This is a genomic window from Streptomyces sp. NEAU-sy36, assembly GCF_013423905.1.
Taxonomy (GTDB): domain Bacteria; phylum Actinomycetota; class Actinomycetes; order Streptomycetales; family Streptomycetaceae; genus Streptomyces; species Streptomyces misionensis.
In genome coordinates this window covers 1,261,140-1,277,418 of record NZ_CP058977.1, presented here as the reverse complement: position 1 = coordinate 1,277,418, position 16,279 = coordinate 1,261,140, and the positions used below count along the sequence as shown (strand labels likewise).

Annotated in this window: 15 protein-coding genes; 3 read left to right on the top strand and 12 right to left on the bottom strand. The window is 71.4% G+C overall.

Annotated features, from left to right (window positions below):
- Positions 1–2 precede the first annotated feature (2 nt).
- The 6 genes from HZZ00_RS05755 to HZZ00_RS05730 form a co-directional block, all read right to left on the bottom strand.
- Entirely contained in the window at positions 3–800 is a 798-nt protein-coding gene (locus HZZ00_RS05755; RefSeq protein WP_180331191.1) for an ABC transporter permease, read from the bottom strand.
- Entirely contained in the window at positions 797–1,744 is a 948-nt protein-coding gene (locus HZZ00_RS05750; protein WP_180331190.1) for an ABC transporter ATP-binding protein, read from the bottom strand. Before HZZ00_RS05750 ends, HZZ00_RS05755 begins: the two co-directional genes overlap by 4 nt.
- Positions 1,741–3,075, bottom strand: a complete 1,335-nt coding sequence (locus HZZ00_RS05745) for a metallopeptidase TldD-related protein (protein ID WP_180331189.1) — start codon at positions 3,073–3,075, stop codon at positions 1,741–1,743. Before HZZ00_RS05745 ends, HZZ00_RS05750 begins: the two co-directional genes overlap by 4 nt.
- Complete coding sequence (locus HZZ00_RS05740; protein ID WP_180331188.1) at positions 3,072–4,427, bottom strand: TldD/PmbA family protein; 1,356 nt, start codon at positions 4,425–4,427, stop codon at positions 3,072–3,074. Before HZZ00_RS05740 ends, HZZ00_RS05745 begins: the two co-directional genes overlap by 4 nt.
- 15 nt (positions 4,428–4,442) lie before the next feature.
- Entirely contained in the window at positions 4,443–5,372 is a 930-nt protein-coding gene (locus tag HZZ00_RS05735) for a PqqD family protein (RefSeq protein ID WP_180331187.1), read from the bottom strand.
- A 255-nt stretch (positions 5,373–5,627) separates the two neighbouring features.
- On the bottom strand, positions 5,628–5,816 hold the full coding sequence (locus HZZ00_RS05730; protein ID WP_180331186.1) for a hypothetical protein: 189 nt from the start codon (positions 5,814–5,816) through the stop codon (positions 5,628–5,630).
- 625 nt (positions 5,817–6,441) lie between these two features.
- Here HZZ00_RS05730 and HZZ00_RS05725 point away from each other — a divergent pair.
- Positions 6,442–6,996, top strand: a complete 555-nt coding sequence (locus HZZ00_RS05725) for a hypothetical protein (protein WP_180331185.1) — start codon at positions 6,442–6,444, stop codon at positions 6,994–6,996.
- Positions 6,997–7,150: 154 nt separating this feature from the next.
- Complete coding sequence (locus HZZ00_RS05720) at positions 7,151–7,825, top strand: class F sortase (RefSeq protein ID WP_180331184.1); 675 nt, start codon at positions 7,151–7,153, stop codon at positions 7,823–7,825.
- 8 nt (positions 7,826–7,833) lie between these two features.
- On the opposite strand, the gene HZZ00_RS05715 is transcribed toward HZZ00_RS05720, so the two are convergent.
- The 3 genes from HZZ00_RS05715 to HZZ00_RS05705 are packed head-to-tail and all read right to left on the bottom strand — an operon-like array spanning position 7,834 to position 10,821.
- Positions 7,834–8,667, bottom strand: a complete 834-nt coding sequence (locus HZZ00_RS05715) for a carbohydrate ABC transporter permease (RefSeq protein WP_180331183.1) — start codon at positions 8,665–8,667, stop codon at positions 7,834–7,836.
- On the bottom strand, positions 8,660–9,562 hold the full coding sequence (locus HZZ00_RS05710) for a carbohydrate ABC transporter permease (protein WP_180331182.1): 903 nt from the start codon (positions 9,560–9,562) through the stop codon (positions 8,660–8,662). The genes HZZ00_RS05715 and HZZ00_RS05710 overlap by 8 nt, the downstream gene beginning before the upstream one ends.
- Positions 9,559–10,821 carry an ABC transporter substrate-binding protein gene (locus HZZ00_RS05705; RefSeq protein WP_180331181.1) on the bottom strand — a complete coding sequence of 421 codons (1,263 nt, stop codon included), beginning with the start codon at positions 10,819–10,821 and terminating at the stop codon, positions 9,559–9,561. The genes HZZ00_RS05710 and HZZ00_RS05705 overlap by 4 nt, the downstream gene beginning before the upstream one ends.
- 224 nt (positions 10,822–11,045) lie before the next feature.
- Here HZZ00_RS05705 and HZZ00_RS05700 point away from each other — a divergent pair, with 224 nt between their 5' ends.
- Positions 11,046–11,366: a hypothetical protein gene (locus tag HZZ00_RS05700; RefSeq protein ID WP_180331180.1), complete on the top strand. Its 321-nt coding sequence runs from the start codon at positions 11,046–11,048 to the stop codon at positions 11,364–11,366.
- A gap of 35 nt (positions 11,367–11,401) precedes the next feature.
- Here the strand turns inward: HZZ00_RS05700 and HZZ00_RS05695 are convergent, their stop codons facing one another.
- From HZZ00_RS05695 to HZZ00_RS05680, 3 genes are all read right to left on the bottom strand, one after another.
- Positions 11,402–11,641: a hypothetical protein gene (locus HZZ00_RS05695; RefSeq protein ID WP_180327581.1), complete on the bottom strand. Its 240-nt coding sequence runs from the start codon at positions 11,639–11,641 to the stop codon at positions 11,402–11,404.
- Between the two features lie 264 nt (positions 11,642–11,905).
- The gene (gene ppdK, locus HZZ00_RS05685; RefSeq protein ID WP_180331179.1) at positions 11,906–14,626 is read right to left on the bottom strand and encodes a pyruvate, phosphate dikinase; all 2,721 of its coding nucleotides are present in this window, start codon (positions 14,624–14,626) and stop codon (positions 11,906–11,908) included.
- Between the two features lie 413 nt (positions 14,627–15,039).
- Positions 15,040–16,269, bottom strand: a complete 1,230-nt coding sequence (locus HZZ00_RS05680) for an ROK family protein (RefSeq protein WP_180331178.1) — start codon at positions 16,267–16,269, stop codon at positions 15,040–15,042.
- Positions 16,270–16,279 lie beyond the last annotated feature (10 nt).

Sequence of the window (16,279 nt, the reverse complement as noted above, 5' to 3'; positions counted from 1 at the left end):
GGTCAGGCCTCCAGCGGAAGGGCGTCGTGGCGGACGGTCTTCTCCAGGCGCCGCACGGCGACCACGACCAGGGCGCAGAAGACGGCGGTGAGGCCCACCGCCGCCGCCAGCTGGTCCGCGCCCGCGCCCCGGATCCAGGCCATCACGTGCGACTGCGGCACGATCAGGGCGACCTTCCGCACGGGCGCCGGCAGCGCGGACTGGGGCACGATCAGGGCGCTGAGCGCCATGATCAGGCCGGTCAGTCCGTTGGTCATGCCGGCCGAGAACGGGAAGCGCAGGACCACGAAGCCGAGCAGCCCGATCATGGAGGCGGTGGCGAAGGCGAGCAGGACGCCGCCGACGAGCCAGCGCGTCCAGTCGAAGCCGCCGTCGATGCCGAAGAGCAGGCCGAGGACGATCAGGGTGCCGGGCAGCGCGGTGAGCGACTGGACGGCGGTGCCGGTCAGCCGGCCGAGGACCACGGGGACCAGGCCGCCGGGGCTGCCGAGGGCGGCGTACAGCGTCTTCCACTGCTTCTCGCCCATCATGCTGAACAGCACCAGCACGATGATCGAGTCGAGCATGCCGATGCCCGCCGAGCCGACGGCCATGTCGCTGGTGGTGTGGCGGGAGAAGCCGCGCGTGGCGTTGGCGTGCACGACGAAGGCGAACACACAGGGCATCGCGAGCGTCGAGAAGATGGCCATGGGGCTGGTCGCGTGCATCCGCAGCTGGTCCACGACCGCCCGGGCGTAGGTCGCCCCGGAACCGGTCCGCGGCCGCCTCACGGATGCGGGTGCGGTGCGTACGGTGGTCATGACGCGGCCACCATGTCCAGGAAGACCTCTTCGAGGGTGGGCGGGGTGACGGCGACGCTGGTGGTCTGCCCGGGGAAGGCGGCCAGCAGCCACTGCACGGCGGCGGCGCCGTCGGTGACGCGCAGGGTGACGGCGGAGCCGTCCCGCTCGACGCGCAGCACTCCGGGGCAGTCCTTCACGCCCTCGGGTGCCTCGGCGGCGGAGAACACCGCGTTGACGACGTGGCCCAGCCGGTTCGCCGCGTTCAGCCGCAGTTCGCCCGCCGTGGACTCCACGTGGACGCGGCCGTCCTTCATCAGGACGATGCGGCGGCTCAGTTCCTCGGCCTCGCGCATGTCATGGGTGGTCAGCAGGATGCTGCGGCCCTCCCCGGTCAGCCGCGCGACGAGGGCGCGCATGGTGGCGGCGGACTGGGGGTCGAGGCCCGCGGAGGGCTCGTCCAGGATGAGCACGGACGGCTCGTGCAGCAGCGCGCGGGCCAGGTGCAGCCGCTGCTTCATACCGCGCGAGAAGGAGCCCACGAGGTCGCCGGAGCGGTCCGCGAGGTCCACTTCGTCCAGGAGTTCACGGGTGCGCCCCGCGAGGCGGGAACCGCGCAGGCCGTACATGAGGCCGAAGAACTCCAGGTTCTGCGCGGCCGTCAGGCGCGGGTACAGGCCGGTGTCGCCGCCGAGGCTGAAACCGCAGGCCAGGGCGGCGCGACGGCGGTCGCGCACCACGTCGTGCCCGTCGATCAGGACCTGGCCCGCGGTCGGCAGGAGCAGCCCGGTCAGCATCTTGACCGTGGTGGTCTTGCCGGCGCCGTTGGGGCCGAGCACGGAGACGAGTTCGCCGGGCCGTACCACCAGGGTCACGTCGTCGACCGCCCGGCGTACCGAGCCGTCCTTCGTCGTGAACTCGCGTACGAGGCCGCGGGCTTCGAGCCCTCCGCTGGAAACTGTCATGATCCCATTACCTTCGAGGTGATCCCGGTGATGTCCATCTCCAGGTAGGCCCCGCCCGCCGATATCTGGCCGGGGAAGTAGGACACGGTGTCGGCGACGGCCGTGACCGCGGCGAGGAAGTCGATGGCCGACCCCTCGACGGACATCGGAGTGCAGGCCCGCCCCGGGACGCCGTCCACGGCCTGGGCGGCCAGGAGCCGGAACGCGAGCTGACCGCCCGAGCGGAACTCCTCGACGCCCAGGGTGCGGGCGTCCACGACCACGCAGCGCTCGCCCGCGAGCAGGGCGTCGGCGGTGGTGTCCGGGGTGGGGGTCAGCCGGACGTTGCCGGCCGTCGTCTGGGGGAAGTTCTTCAGCGGGTTCCACCACGCGTGGCCGGTCAGCGGCGGTCGCGGTTCGCCCGGCCCGGACGGGGTCTTGCGGGTGGCGACGGCGCGCTGGCGTCCGTCGCGGCCGACCAGCCGGGTGACTCCGGTCGCGGTGCCCTCGCAGTCGAAGGCGACGGCGCCGTAGCCCGCCGCGCGCGGACCCTCGTCCACCAGGTCGGTGGCCAGCGGCGCGGGGTCGGCGACGGGGTTGAGCAGGATCGTGTTCACCAGGGCGCGCAGCACCTGGGCGACGGCGGACGGCGTGAACGCGACGCGGCTGCCCGTGAAGGTGTGCGTGCCGGTGCCCATCCCGGTGTGCAGCAGGGCCAGTTCGCGGCCGAACCCGGTCAGGTCGATGTCGTCGAGCGCGGCGGCGTAGCGGGTGGCCGACACCGCGTGCGTGCCGGATCCGTCGGTGACGACGGCGGTCAGCTCGACGCCGTAGCACTGGTCCTGGAGGCGGGCCGCGGCGCTGTCCAGGAAGACGGACTCCCGCAGCACGTCGCTCACGTGCAGGGCGGCCACGCTCTGCCCGGGGAGCAGCCCGGCGGCGATGGCCGTCGTCAGCGCGTCGGTGCGCTCGGCGGCCCGGGCCATGTCGAGAGGCTCCGCCGGGGTGCGCGGGCCGCCGCCGGCCCGGTGGGCGTGCGCCCGGTCGCGGTCTGCCGCGGGGCTGCCGAGGTGGAAGAGCGGACGCCCGGCCGCCAGCAGCCGTGCGGCACCGGGCTCGGTGAGCCGGCCGGCGTTGAGGTACAGCTCCCGGCCGTCGCGCTCCAGCCGGACGAATCCGCTGAACGGGGGGTCCTCGACCAGGAGTTGCTTCTTGCCGGTGGCGTCGCACACCAGCCGGCGCCGGGCGGTGCGCTCCAGGAACGTCGCCGCGTGCTCCGCCGGCCGCAGGGCCGACCGGACCGCCTCGGCCACGGCGAGCGCCTGGCCGAGGCGGGGTTCGAGGGTCTTCACGCCGCGCTCCAATCCAGTGCGGAGAACCGCATCGAGGGCGAGAACAGCCCGATGCCGATCATCTGGCCCTGCTTTCCGCAGGTGACGCTGTCGCCGCCGAAGTCCGTGCCGATGCCCTCGACGCGGGCGAGGGTCTCCAGCGCGTCGCCGAACAGGCTGACGTCGCGCACCGGGACGCGGTGGCCGTCGGGGGTGACGTAGGTGCAGTTCAGCGCGGCGAAGTGGAACTCGCCGGAGCTGAGGTGGATCATCCCGGCCCCGAGGCAGCCGACGTGCAGCAGGCCCTGGGCGGAGGGCGCCAGCAGGGCGGCCGGGTCGTCGGTGCCGCGTGCCAGCACGGTGTTGCTGGCACGGGGCAGCGGCAGGGCGCGGTAGTCGCGGCGGCGGCCGTTCCCGGTGGACGGGTGGCCGTGGCGCTGGGCCGTGCGGACGCTGGACAGCGGGGCGCCGAGTTCGCCGTCGGCGACGAGCGTGGTGACGGTGCCGGCGATGCCCTCGTCGTCGATGTCGTACGAGCCGTAGCCGTCGGCGAGGGTGGGGTCGTCGTACATCGTCACCGAGGCGGGCACGGCGCCGGGCTTGCGCAGCCCCGCGACGTAGTCGCTGCGCATCGCGAAGTTGTCGGCTTCGAGCGCGTGCCCGATCAGCTCGTGCAGCAGGCCGACGGCGGCGGAGGGGCCGAAGACCACGGGGGTGCGGTGGCGCCCGCCGAGGGTGGCCCGCGCGGAGTCGTGCGCGTGCTCCACGGCGGTCCGGGCCACGTCCTGCGGTACGGCGTCACGGTCGGCGGTGCCGGCCCCCGGGCCGCGCTGGAGCCAGCGGCTCAGCCCCCGGTAGCGGTTCCCGTCGCGGGTGACGGTGGCCTCGGCGCGGCGCCGTACGACGCGGGTGGTGCCGGCCGACCGCACGCCGTCGGTGTCCACGACGGCGATGCTGCGCAGGGTGAAGTCCTCCATGGTGCGCAGGGAGTGGGCCGGGGCGGCGCCCCGGACCAGCCAGTCCCGCGCGGCCACGGGCGTGAACTGCGCGTCCGGAACGTCCGGCCAGGCCGGCAGGTCCGCGCCGGGCGCCGACCGGTCGGCCGCCGCCCAGGTGGGCAGCGAGGGCAACTGGGCGACGGAGAAGGCCCGGTGGCGCCAGCGGCCGTCCTCGCGGACCATGCACGCGAGGCCCTCGCGGGGCTCCACGCAGGTGGCGAGCACCTCGCCGTCCAGGCACTCCACGCGCACCTCCAGGGTGCGCTCCGCGTAGGCCTGCGCGTACTGCGCGCGGGTGCCGAGCCGTTCGATGGCCCACTGGGCCGTCTCCAGCAGATCCTCGGTGCCGGTCGGCCGGGTCGTCGTCGCTGCCATGGGTCTCGCTGCCGATCAGATGGTGCCGAGGACGGAGTACGGTGCGCCGCCCACGAGGTCGCGTGAGCGCAGCGACTCCAGCAGCCGCTCGACGCGCTCGGGGGTCATGGTCTTGAGCGCGGGGACGTGCTCGGCCAGCCCCTGCACGGCGTCGACGACGCCCTGTGCGCTGCGGCCGTCGCACAGCGCCCAGACGAAGGCCGCGGGGTCGCGCAGCATCAGCTGGCGGCGCAGCTCCCAGTGCAGCAGGATGCCCTCGCGCTGTCCGAGGACGTTGTACGAGGGGTTGCGCCACAGGCCGTCCGCGGCCGGCTCGGCCGGTCCGGCCCACGGCCAGGCGTCCAGGGACACGCCCTGGCGGCTGAGCAGCTGGGCGGCGGCGACGCAGGTCTGCACGAAGAAGACGAGCTCTTCGGCGGCACGGTCGCCGCGGTCGGTCCAGTTGCCGCGCTGGAACTCGACGAAGGTGTCCTTCGGGAAGCCGGCTACGGGGGTGCGGTCGAGCTGCTTGTAGACCCACTTCTTGCTGTAGTAGAGGTCGCCCGAGGCCGCCGCGACGGCCTTGCCCGCGTAGGCGGTCAGCTCCTGGCCGACCAGAGCCGCTGTCTCGAAATCGCCGTCGACGGAGGCGCCGAGGAAGTCCTCGAGGTGGCCGTTGACCGCGATGGCGGAGTAATTGACCGCCACCTGGCGGATGGTGGCGACGGAGGCGTCGATGCGCTGCTTGAAGCCGTCGAGTGCGGGCGAGGGCGCCACGGTCTCGGAGGTGTACAGGCGGCAGACGAAGTCCAGCTTGCCGGGCAGTTTGTGCAGGTCGGTCAGGTTGTCCCGGCGCAGCTCGAACGAGGTGACCGTCTCCACCGCGTCCTCGACGAAGGGGAGGGTGTAGCGCTCGACGTCGACCCGGTGTCCGTTCACGTTGTACTGCGTGACGTCGTCGCCCATGGCGGACTCGTCCGCGTAGAGAACGAAAAGGTCGGCATCGCTCGTGGGATTTCCGAGGCCCGCCGTCAGGCTTCCCGCAATATACATGGAATCAATTGATCCATTGTCGTCGGCGGCAAGCGCCTCCGCCAATACGCGGGCCGCTTGCAGCTTTTCTTCAATCACCGAGCGCGCCACAGTTCGGGTTTACCTTTCCACAGGAATTTGACAGGGAGGAGACGGGGTGACGGGGAAATTCCCCGTCACCCAGCCTCATCAGATGTTCGCCACGTTCGCGATGTTCACGATGTTGGCGACATTCGCGACGTTCGCCACGTTGGCAACGTTCGCGACGTTGGCGACGTTCGCCACGTTGGCGACGTTGGCCACGTTCGCGGCGTTGTCCTCGGCGGACTCGAACTCGACGATGTCGTCCTCCACTTCGATGACCTCGATGTTCTCCATGCTTTCCACCTCCCTCCGCTGGGGTGTCGCCCTCAGCGGGCGCGGCGGGGCCACCTAGTCATGGGCATGACAGAAGACCCCATTCGGCAGTCCGTGCGAGGCGTCGGGCACCGCACGGCGAACTGCCGAAGACTTTGAATGAGGAATGCGATAGAGCTGCGAAACTACGCAGAAGAATCAGGAACTCGTCAGGCCTGTCACGGCCGGCGTTCCGATCAAAGAGCCCCCCGGTTCTATGGCACCTTCCCCCGAAGGCGCGTCAAAAACTTAACCGCGGCCGCACCCGGAGTCAAGATCCTTCTGCCGCCGGGTTTCATTCCGGTTCACCTGGGCGACACAGATCAGACGTATGTCCTTTTTGGCGGTGCGAACGGCCGGGCGGAGCCTGGTCACCCGTTCAACCGCCCCCGTCGCTCCATTCGTGTGTTCTTCGTACTTTCTTCTCCCATTTCCTGGCAGACCACCCTTGACCTGCCGGAACTCCCCGGGGGCTACGCCGTACGGGCACCCGGGACGCCACCCGTTCACCGCAGTCCGGGCGATCTCTCGGCAAGCGGATCCGGCCATGACCCCGTTACCTCGGAAGGGCACGAGACACATCAGTCGGACAAGCTCGGGGAGCACCATGCGACGCACCGCCCGTCTGCTGACCGGTACCGCGCTCGCCGTGGCCACGGCGGCGCTCGCCACCGCGCCCGCCCACGGCGGCGTCCCGCGGCCGGCGGCCCGGCTCTTCGGTGCCCCCACGGGCAGCCTGGAGGTGTACCCGGCCACCGCGATGCCCGGCGGCCAGGTCACGGTGAACACCGCCGCGTGCGGCGACAAGGGCGGCGCGACCGGGGACGCGGGCGCGGTGGGCGCCGGTGTCTTCACCCTGGCGCCGACCACCCACCAGGGCGAGGCGATCGGTCAGTTCCAGGTGCCGCCGAGCGCGCAGCCGGGGACGTACGAGATCGTCGCGAAGTGCGCGGAGGGCACCAGGCAGGTGACGGGCGACCTGGTGGTCGCCCTGAACGCGGCGCACGACCAGGTGCAGCCGCGAGGAAGCGTGAAGACGGGGGTCGGCGGCGCGCTCGGTCCCGACCCCGTGCAGACCGCGGCGGGCGTGGCGGCACTGGCCGTCGCAGCCGCGGGCGGTACCTGGCTCCTGCATCGCCGGGCGAGAGGCGACGGGATCTGACGGACACCCTCCGCTGTCCGTCCGCCGGTACCGCACGTCCCGCCCCCTCCGGGTCCGATGCCCCTCGCGGCCCGGAGGGGGAGGGGGTCCCGCCGCACCGGGCGGGACCGCCCCAGGTCCACTGCGGGGGTCCGCCCCCGGGAGAGGGGTTGCCATGCGCAGCACACGCCTGCCCGCGAGCCGTGCCCGGGGCGCCCGGCGCCCGCGCGGGCGCCGGGCGCGCAGGCTCGGGGACACCGCGATAGCCGCGGTCACCGTCGTGGCCCTGGCCGCGGGGGTCTGGCTGCTCGGCGACACGCACGCGCCCCCGCAGCCGACGGCCGCGGAGGGCCGCCCCGACCCCGGCGGGGAACGCCTCACCGCGCCCGCGCTCCCGCCGTCCCCGCCACTGCGCATCCGGATTCCGTCGATCCGGGTCAACGCGCCCCTGATGGGCCTCGCCCTCACCCCCTCGGGCAGCCTGGACGTGCCGCCCGCCCAGGACAAGAACCTGGCCGGCTGGTACGAGGCCGGCACCATGCCCGGCGAGACCGGCACCGCGGTCGTCGCCGGACACGTGGACAACAAGGAGGGCCCCGCCGTCTTCTACGACCTCGGCGCGCTCAAGCGGGACGCCCGGATCGAGATCGACCGCAGGGACGGCACCGTGGCCGAGTTCACCGTGGACGCCGTCGAGGTCTACGCCGCCAGCGCCTTCCCCGACCGGAAGGTCTACGGCGCCGCCCGCCGCCCCGAACTGCGCGTGATCACCTGCGGCGGCGGCTACTCGAAGACCACCGGCTACCAGGGCAACGTGGTCGTCTTCGCCCATCTGACCGGCAGCCGCTGAGGTGGGCGTCAGTCGATCCCCGAGCGCTCCACCCCCGCCACGATCCACCGCTGGAAGCACAGGAACACCAGCAGCAGCGGCAGGATCGACACCGCAGCCGCGATGAACAGCTCGTGCAGGCGCACCACTTGGGCGGTGGTGAAGGAGGACAGCGCCACCTGGACCGTCCAGGCGCTCTGGTCCTGCCCGATCACCAGCGGCCACAGGAAGGAGTTCCAGGCGCCGAGGAAGACGATGGTGCCGACCGCCGCGAACACCGGTCGCGCGTTCGGGACGACCACCAGCCAGTACGTCCGCCAGTACCCGAGCCCGTCGACCTGTGCGGCGTCCTCCAGTTCCCTCGGGAACCCGAGGAAGTACTGCCGGAAGACGAAGCAGGCGAAGGCCGAGAACAGGGTCGGCACGATCAGGCCGCGCAATGTGGAGATCCAGCCCAGCGTGGACACCAGCACGAAGCTCGGCACGAAGGTGACGGCGGCCGGGACCAGCAGGGTGCCGAGGACGCCGTAGAACACCTTGTTCGCGTGCCGGTAGGGGATGCGGGCGAGGCCGTATCCGGCGAGCGAGGCCAGCAGGAGGGTGCCGAGGGTGGTGGCGAGGGCGATCAGCGCGGAGTTGAGCAGCGAGCGGGCGAACGGCACGGACGGGTCGTCGAACAGCTCCCGTACGTTGCCCCACCGCACCTCGCCCGGGAAGAGGGTCCACGAGGGCGAGGTGATGTCCTGCTCGCTGGACAGCCCGTTGCGGACCAGCAGGTAGAAGGGGATCAGGAAGAGCAGCGCGAGCACCACGAGCACCACCGCGCGCAGCGCCCGCCCGGCCCGTACCAGGGCGTCATCCATCGGCTTCCGTCCTCCCCAGTCGCAGCCAGCGCGCCTGTCCCACCGTGACGACGGCGATGATCAGCGCGAGGATGACGGCCCCCGCGCTGCCGAGTCCCAGGTTCTGCCCCTGCCCGAGGGCGGTGTAGTAGAGGTAGACGAGCGGCGGGCGGGCGTACGGCGGGTAACCCCGCGCGTCGGAGAGCAGGTTGTAGAACTCGTCGAAGGCCTGGAAGGCGTTGATGACGAGCAGCAGCGCCACCGCGACCGAGGTGGCCCGCAGCTGGGGCAGCGTGATGTGCCGCAGCACGGTCCAGCCGGGCCGGGCACCGTCCACGGCGGCGGCCTCGTAGAGCACCGGGTCGATCCGCTGGAGCCCGGCGAGGAACAGGATCATGTAGAACCCGGCCTGGAGCCACAGCCGTACGGTCACGATGACCAGCCAGTACCAGGGCGGATCGGTGGTCGACAGCCAGGCCACGGGGTCGGTGTGGAACCAGCCGAGCAGGGTGTTGGCGAGCCCGAACCGCACCCCGTTGAAGATCGACATCTTCCAGATCAGGGCGGCCACGACGTAACTGCACGCGGCGGGCAGGAAGAACACCGACCGGAAGAAGGCGCGGGCCCGGCGCACCCGGTTGACCATCAGGGCGAGGGAGAGCGAGAGGGCGAAGGTGACGGGCACGATGAAGGCGGTGAAGACGAGGAACGTGCGCAGGCTGCCGGTGAACGCGCCGTCCCGCAGCATCGCCGTGTAGTTGTCCAGGCCGACGAAGTGCGTGGGCGTCACGGTGTTGTGGGCGTCGAAGAAGCTCAGGCCGACGCTCCACAGCAGCGGAACGTACGTGAACAGCGCGAGCCCGATCGCGAACGGCCCCACGAAGACCCAGAACCACAGGGTCCTTCGGCGCCTCACGACGTGTGCGTGACGCGGTCGAGTTCGGCGGACACCTTCCGTACGACGGTCCGCAGTTCGCTCTCCGGGTTCGCCCCGTCCTTGATGATCCTGCTCAGCGCGTCCTGGTAGGCGACCTGGCTCGCGGGGGTCCACAGCAGCGGCTGGGCGTCGCCGTGCTCGGTGGTGAACCGTACGGCGTCGGCGGCGGCGCCGGTCCTCAGTTTGGCTGCCTTCTCGGCGAGGGAGATCCGGGCCGGGATGTGGAACCCGTAGGAGAGGGCGAAGTCCTCCTGGTAGTCGGTGCGTTCGACCCACAGCCACTTCACGTACTCCTTGGCGGCCTCCTTGTGCCGGCCGCGCGCGCTGACGGCGGCACCGTACGCCCCGACGGGCACGGAGGGCCGGCCGGCGGCGCCGTCCTTCGGGAACGGCAGCACCCCGAAGTCGTCGCCCAGTTCCTTCTGCACCTGCGGCAGCGCCCACAGCCCGGACCACTGCATCGCGGTCAGCCCCTGGAGGAAGGCGGACGGGTCGGACCAGTCGGCGGGCGCGCCGAGCAACAAGGACTTCTCGGCGTACAGCCGGCGCAGCTTGCCGAGGGTGCGGGCGGCCGCCGGGTCGTCGAAGCCGGGCTTGCCGTCCTCCGTGACCAGCGTGAGTCCCGCCGCGTACAGGGGGGTTCCGCCGAGCACGCCCGCGCCGCCGTCGTTGCCGAGGAACAGCCCCTTCACCTTCCTGCTGGTCAGTTGGCGCGCGCCGTCGACCAGTTCGTCGAGGGTCTCGGGCGGCCGCACCCCGGCGTCGGCCAGCAGGCTCTTGCGGTAGTAGAGCATCTGCATGTCGATGGTCTGCGGAATCCCGTAGATCCGCCCCCGGTACGTCTTGGGCGCGAGCACGGCGCTGTTGAAGTCGTCCTTGACCCCCGCCACCAGCTCGGTCAGGTCCTCCACCTGCCGGCCCTGGATCTGGTCGAGGGAGGGCCCGTTGACCTCGAAGACATCGGGCCCGGAGTCGGTGAGCAGCGCGGCGGCGGTCTGCCGGTCGTAGTCCCCCGGCCGCCACTGCACCGTGACGTGCGCCTTCTTGTAGGCCGCGGCATACCGCTCGACGGCCTGCTCGGTCCCGGGCTCCCCGTACTGGTGATACCACTGCGCGAGCGTCGTCCCGCCCGAACCCCCGCCGCCACGCCCGGTGTTGGACCCACAGGCGCTCAGCACCGCGACCCCGACCCCGGCCCCGGCACCCGCGCCCAGCAGCGTCCTACGGCTGATCGTCATGCTCTCCCCCTGACGTCGGTCCTCAACGCACGGCCCAACGATCAACCATGCGCGGCGATTACGAAAGGGGTGTTACTGCGGTGTGTCACTCGGGACGGACGGTGTGTGACGCGGCGAAAGGTGGCGGGCGGTGAGCGTGCGGCGGATTGCGCAGTCCGGGTGGGCCGCGGGCACGCCGGGGCTTCGAGGAGGGCCTCGAAGATCGTGCCGGTACGCTGCCGGCCATGACGACACATCCGGCGGATCCCCGGACAGCGCGCCACCCGACCGCGTTATGGGGTGTGTCCCTGGCCTCCATGGGCGTCTGCCTCCTCAGCTGGGTGCTGTGCTGGGTGAACGCGTACGTCGTCCATGACGACCTGCCCAACGCCTGCGGCGACCTGCGGCGGCGGAGCTTCCCTCCAGAGGTGACATGCGCCTTCGCGGACGGCACGCTCACCGGTGCGAACGCGAGCTGGATCGAGGCTCTGTTCTTCGCCTCACTCGTGGCGTTCGTGCTGCTCACCAGCATGGCGCTGGCGCTGGAGATCGTCCGCAGGAAGTGACACGAGCGGCGCGCGCCGATCCGGACGCCCCCAGGTCACCGCCCGCCGTCCGCCGAGCGGGCCAGATACGTCTGGTTGTCCTCGATGAGGTGGTCCAGCGCGTCCCTGGCGGCGGCGAGGCCGTCGATGGCCTCGGACAGCCGGGCCCGCTCGCGGCCCATGATCTCCAGTGCCCGCCGCGCCCTGTCCTCGGTCGGCTCGGACATGCAGGGCGCCATCTCGGCGATGGTGCCGCTGGGCATGCCGGCCGCCAGGAACGCCTGTATGAGACGCACCCGCTGGATGTGCTCGTCCTCGTAACGGCGCTGTCCGACGAGGCACGCTTCATCGACATGGACTCGGTGGCCGTGATGGTCACCGAGGAGAAGCAGGTCATCTGACGAACCGACTCGGAGTTCCGGACGAAAGGGCCTGGCAGCGCCGAGGGGCGGCACCCCCCGCACAGGGATGCCGCCCCTCTCTTTCGTGCGCCGGGACCGCCGCCGATCGGATGAGGGTCGGGGACCGACGGCGGGCCCGGGGTTCGTGCCCGGCCGGGATCAGCGGTGGTCGCTGCCCGTGGACTGCGTCGCCGCGCGGCCCGCTTCGAGGCGGGCGACCGGGATGCGGAAGGGGGAGCAGGAGACGTAGTCGAGGCCGGCCTCGTGGAAGAAGTGGACCGACTCCGGGTCGCCGCCGTGCTCGCCGCAGACGCCGAGCTTGAGGTCGGGCCGGGTGCGCCGGCCGGCCTCCGCGGCGGCCTTCACCAGGGAGCCCACGCCGTCCTTGTCGATGGTCTCGAAGGGGGAGACGCCGAAGATGCCCTTCTCCAGGTAGGCCGTGAAGAAGGAGGCCTCGACGTCGTCGCGGCTGAAGCCCCAGACGGTCTGCGTGAGGTCGTTGGTGCCGAAGGAGAAGAACTCCGCCGCCTCCGCGATCTGCCCGGCGGTCAGCGCGGCGCGCGGCAGCTCGATCATGGTGCCGATCGCCAGCTTCAGCTCCGTGCCCGTGGCCGCCTGCACCTCCGCGATGACCTTGTCGGCCTCCTCGCGGACGATCTCCAGCTCCTGGACCGTGCCCACCAGCGGGATCATGATCTCCGCGCGCGGGTCGCCCTTGGCCGCCTTGCGCTCCGCGGCCGCCTCGGCGATCGCGCGGACCTGCATGGCGAACAGACCGGGGATGACCAGGCCGAGGCGGACGCCGCGCAGGCCCAGCATCGGGTTCTGCTCGTGCAGCCGGTGCACGGCCTGGAGCAGGCGCAGGTCGTTCTCGTGCGGCTCCTGGCGGGACTCGGCCAGCGCCACCCGCACCGACAGTTCGGTGATGTCGGGCAGGAACTCGTGCAGCGGCGGGTCGAGGAGGCGGATGGTGACGGGCAGGCCGTCCATCGCCTCGAACAGCTCGACGAAGTCCTTCTTCTGCAGGGGCAGCAGCTCGGACAGGGCCGACTCGCGCTCCGCCGCGGTGTCCGCGAGGATCAGCTTCTCGACCATCTCGCGCCGCTCGCCGAGGAACATGTGCTCGGTGCGGCACAGGCCGATGCCCTGGGCGCCGAAACGACGGGCGCGCAGCGCGTCCTCGGCGTTGTCCGCGTTGGCCCGCACCCGCAGCCGGCGCTTGCGGTCGGCGAAGGCCATCATCCGGTGCACGGCCTCGACCAGCTCGTCGGCGTCGTCCGCGCCCGGGTGCATCCGGCCCTCGAAGTACTCCACGACCGGCGAGGGGACCACCGGGACCTCGCCCAGGTAGACCTTGCCCGTGGAGCCGTCGATGGAGATGACGTCGCCCTCCTCGACGACACGGCCGCCGGGCACCGTCATCCGGCGCCGCTTGGTGTCGACCTCCAGGTCCTCCGCGCCGCAGACACAGGTCTTGCCCATGCCGCGGGCGACGACGGCCGCGTGGGAGGTCTTGCCGCCGCGCGAGGTGAGGATGCCCTCGGCCGCGATCATGCCGTCCAGGTCGTCGGGGTTGGTCTCCCGGCGCACCAGGATGACCTTCTCACCCGAGCGGGACCACTTGACGGCGGTGTACGAGTCGAAGACCGCCTTGCCGACGGCCGCGCCCGGCGACGCCGCGATGCCCCGGCCGACCTGCTCGACCTTCGCCTTCTCGTCGAAGCGCGGGAACATCAGCTGGGCCAGCTGGGCGCCGGTGACGCGCTGGAGCGCCTCGGTCTCGTCGATCAGGCCCTGGTCGACCAACTGGGTGGCGATGCGGAAGGCGGCGCCCGCGGTGCGCTTGCCGACCCGGGTCTGGAGCATCCACAGCCGGCCGCGCTCGATCGTGAACTCGATGTCGCACAGGTCCTTGTAGTGGTTCTCCAGCGTCTCCATGATCTGCATCAGCTGGTCGTACGACTTCTTGTCGATCTGCTCCAGCTCCGCCAGCGCGACGGTGTTGCGGATGCCCGCCACCACGTCCTCGCCCTGGGCGTTCTGCAGGTAGTCGCCGTAGACGCCCTGGTGGCCGGAGGCGGGGTCGCGGGTGAAGGCGACGCCGGTGCCGGAGTCGGGGCCGAGGTTGCCGAAGACCATCGAGCAGACGTTGACGGCGGTGCCGAGGTCGTGCGGGATGCGCTCCTGGCGGCGGTAGAGCTTGGCGCGGTCACCGTTCCAGGACTCGAAGACGGCCTTGATGGCGAGGTCCATCTGCTCCCGCGGGTCCTGCGGGAAGTCCCGGCCGGCCTCCTTCTTGACGATCTTCTTGAAGGTGGTGACCAGCTTCTTCAGGTCCGCGGCCTCCAGGTCGGTGTCGACCGTGACCTTCTTGGCGGCCTTGGCCGCCTCAAGCGCCTCCTCGAAGAGGTCGCCCTCGACGCCGAGGACGGTCTTGCCGAACATCTGGATGAGGCGGCGGTAGGAGTCCCAGGCGAAGCGCTCGTCGCCGGCCTGCTTGGCCAGGCCCTGCACCGACTTGTCCGACAGACCGATGTTGAGGACCGTGTCCATCATGCCGGGCATGGAGAACTTGGCGCCCGAACGGACCGACACCAGCAGCGGGTCGTCCGCCTGGCCGAGCTTCTTGCCCATGCGGGCCTCAAGGGCGTCGAGGTGCGCGCTCACCTCGTCACGCAGTGCCGTCGGCTCCTCGCCGCTCTCCAGGTAGACCTTGCAGGCCTCCGTGGTGATGGTGAAACCGGGAGGAACCGGGAGACCGAGGTTGGTCATCTCGGCGAGGTTGGCGCCCTTGCCACCGAGGAGGTCTTTGAGGTCCTTGTTTCCCTCGGTGAAGTCGTAAACGAACTTCGCTGCGTGGGGTGCTTTGTTTTCCGACACGGGACTCGACTCCTTGAGGCCACGGTGGCTGCCCTGACGGCGAGGAACATACCCAGATCGAAGGCACATGGGTACGTCCACTTGCGCGTCATGCGCATGTAACCACTCGTCCGCCAGCGGATCGAAAGTCAAAGCTTGGCAAGCCCGACCGCTGTTATGTCTTCACTTCTTGAACGCAAACTCACCCGCAAGCTCGGTTTGACGCTCAAATGAGCAACCGCACCCACGACTGAGTTCGATCGATGAACGATCAAAGGGTGGCACCCAGTGCCACCCTTTGAGAAGTGCAGCCGCCATTTGTCTGCTCATATGAGCGCAACCCTTATCAGGGGTGGTGAGAATCACGCTGCCACAGTGCCCGGGATTTCACCATCCGGACCGCCTCGTGGACCGCCTCGTGGACCGCGCCCCCGTCACACCCCGAGCGCCCGCAGCCGCTCCTCCACACGCTCCGGCGCGTACAGGTGCTCCACCACCAGCGCCCCCGCCCCGATGAGCCCCGCCCGCTCCCCCAGCCGGGAGGTGACCACGTCCAGGTGGGCCGTGGAGCGCGGCAGCGCCCGCTGGTACAGCAGCTCCCGGACACCGGTGAGGAAGGGGGTTCCGGCCAGATCGCCCGCGATCATCAGCACGCCCGGATTGAGCAGCGTGACGACGGTCGCCAGCACGTCGCCGACCCGGCGCCCGGCCTCCCGGGCCAGCGCCGCCGCCTCCGGGTGTCCCGCCGCCAGCAGCTCCCGCACGTCCGAGCCGGAGGCGGCCGGCACCCCGGAGGCCGCGAGCCTGCGGGCCACCGCGCCACCGCTCGCCACGGCGGCCAGGCAGCCGTACGAACCGCAGCGGCACAGCGCGTCCGTGCCCACCCGGATGTGCCCGATGTCGCCCGCGCCGCCGTCGACGCCCCGGTAGATCGAGCCGTCGACCACCACCCCGGCCCCTATCCCCGTGGACACCTTGACCAGCACGAAGGCCGCGCAGCCGGGATGTCCCGCGCGCTGCTCGCCATAGGCCATGAGGTTGGCGTCGTTGTCCACGAGGACCGGGACCGGCGCCGCCCCGGTGTGTTCGGTGAAGGCGCGCGAGAGGCGGCCGGTTATGTCGTAGCCGTCCCAGCCGGGCATCATCGGCGGCTGCACCACCCGGCCGGTCTCGCTGTCCACCGGACCCGGCACCGCGAGCCCGATCCCGCACACCTCGCCCGCGCGCCGCCCGGCCTTCTCCAGCAACGTGCCGAACCAGCGCCCGAGTTCGGCCAGCACGGGCTCCGGCCCGTCCTCGATCACCAGGGTGCCGGAGTGCTCGGCCAGGAGTTCGCCGGTCAGCGAGAGGACGGCGGCACGGGCGTGCCGGGTGTCCAGGTCGGCGGCGAGGACGACCGCGTGGGAGCCGTCGAACTCCAGGGTGATGGACGGGCGTCCGCCGAGCGGGGAGCCGACCGGGCCGCCGGCGCCCTCGCGCAGCCAGCCGGCCCGGAACAGCCGGTCCAGGCGCTGGCCGACGGTCGCGCGGGACAGTCCGGTCGCCTCCTGCAGCGCGCCCCGGGTCACCGCCCGTCCGCTGCGCACCAGTTCGAGCAGATCGCCGGCGCCCGCCTGACTGCCGCTCCTGGTGTGGCTCCCGGTCCTGCCCGGTCGTCCGGTCATGCGCACCCCC

Bases quoted from the DNA above. Each gene is read 5' to 3' on its own strand.
- HZZ00_RS05750 (WP_180331190.1), bottom strand. From the start codon at position 1,744: ATGACAGTTTCCAGCGGAGGGCTCGAAGCCCGCGGCCTCGTACGCGAG.
- HZZ00_RS05725 (WP_180331185.1), top strand. From the start codon at position 6,442: ATGCGACGCACCGCCCGTCTGCTGACCGGTACCGCGCTCGCCGTGGCC.
- HZZ00_RS05700 (WP_180331180.1), top strand. From the start codon at position 11,046: ATGACGACACATCCGGCGGATCCCCGGACAGCGCGCCACCCGACCGCG.
- HZZ00_RS05755 (WP_180331191.1), bottom strand. From the start codon at position 800: ATGACCACCGTACGCACCGCACCCGCATCCGTGAGGCGGCCGCGGACC.
- HZZ00_RS05740 (WP_180331188.1), bottom strand. From the start codon at position 4,427: ATGGCAGCGACGACGACCCGGCCGACCGGCACCGAGGATCTGCTGGAG.
- HZZ00_RS05735 (WP_180331187.1), bottom strand. From the start codon at position 5,372: ATGGGCGACGACGTCACGCAGTACAACGTGAACGGACACCGGGTCGAC.
- HZZ00_RS05730 (WP_180331186.1), bottom strand. From the start codon at position 5,816: ATGGAGAACATCGAGGTCATCGAAGTGGAGGACGACATCGTCGAGTTC.
- HZZ00_RS05715 (WP_180331183.1), bottom strand. From the start codon at position 8,667: ATGGATGACGCCCTGGTACGGGCCGGGCGGGCGCTGCGCGCGGTGGTG.
- HZZ00_RS05680 (WP_180331178.1), bottom strand. From the start codon at position 16,269: ATGACCGGACGACCGGGCAGGACCGGGAGCCACACCAGGAGCGGCAGT.
- HZZ00_RS05705 (WP_180331181.1), bottom strand. From the start codon at position 10,821: ATGACGATCAGCCGTAGGACGCTGCTGGGCGCGGGTGCCGGGGCCGGG.
- HZZ00_RS05720 (WP_180331184.1), top strand. From the start codon at position 7,151: ATGCGCAGCACACGCCTGCCCGCGAGCCGTGCCCGGGGCGCCCGGCGC.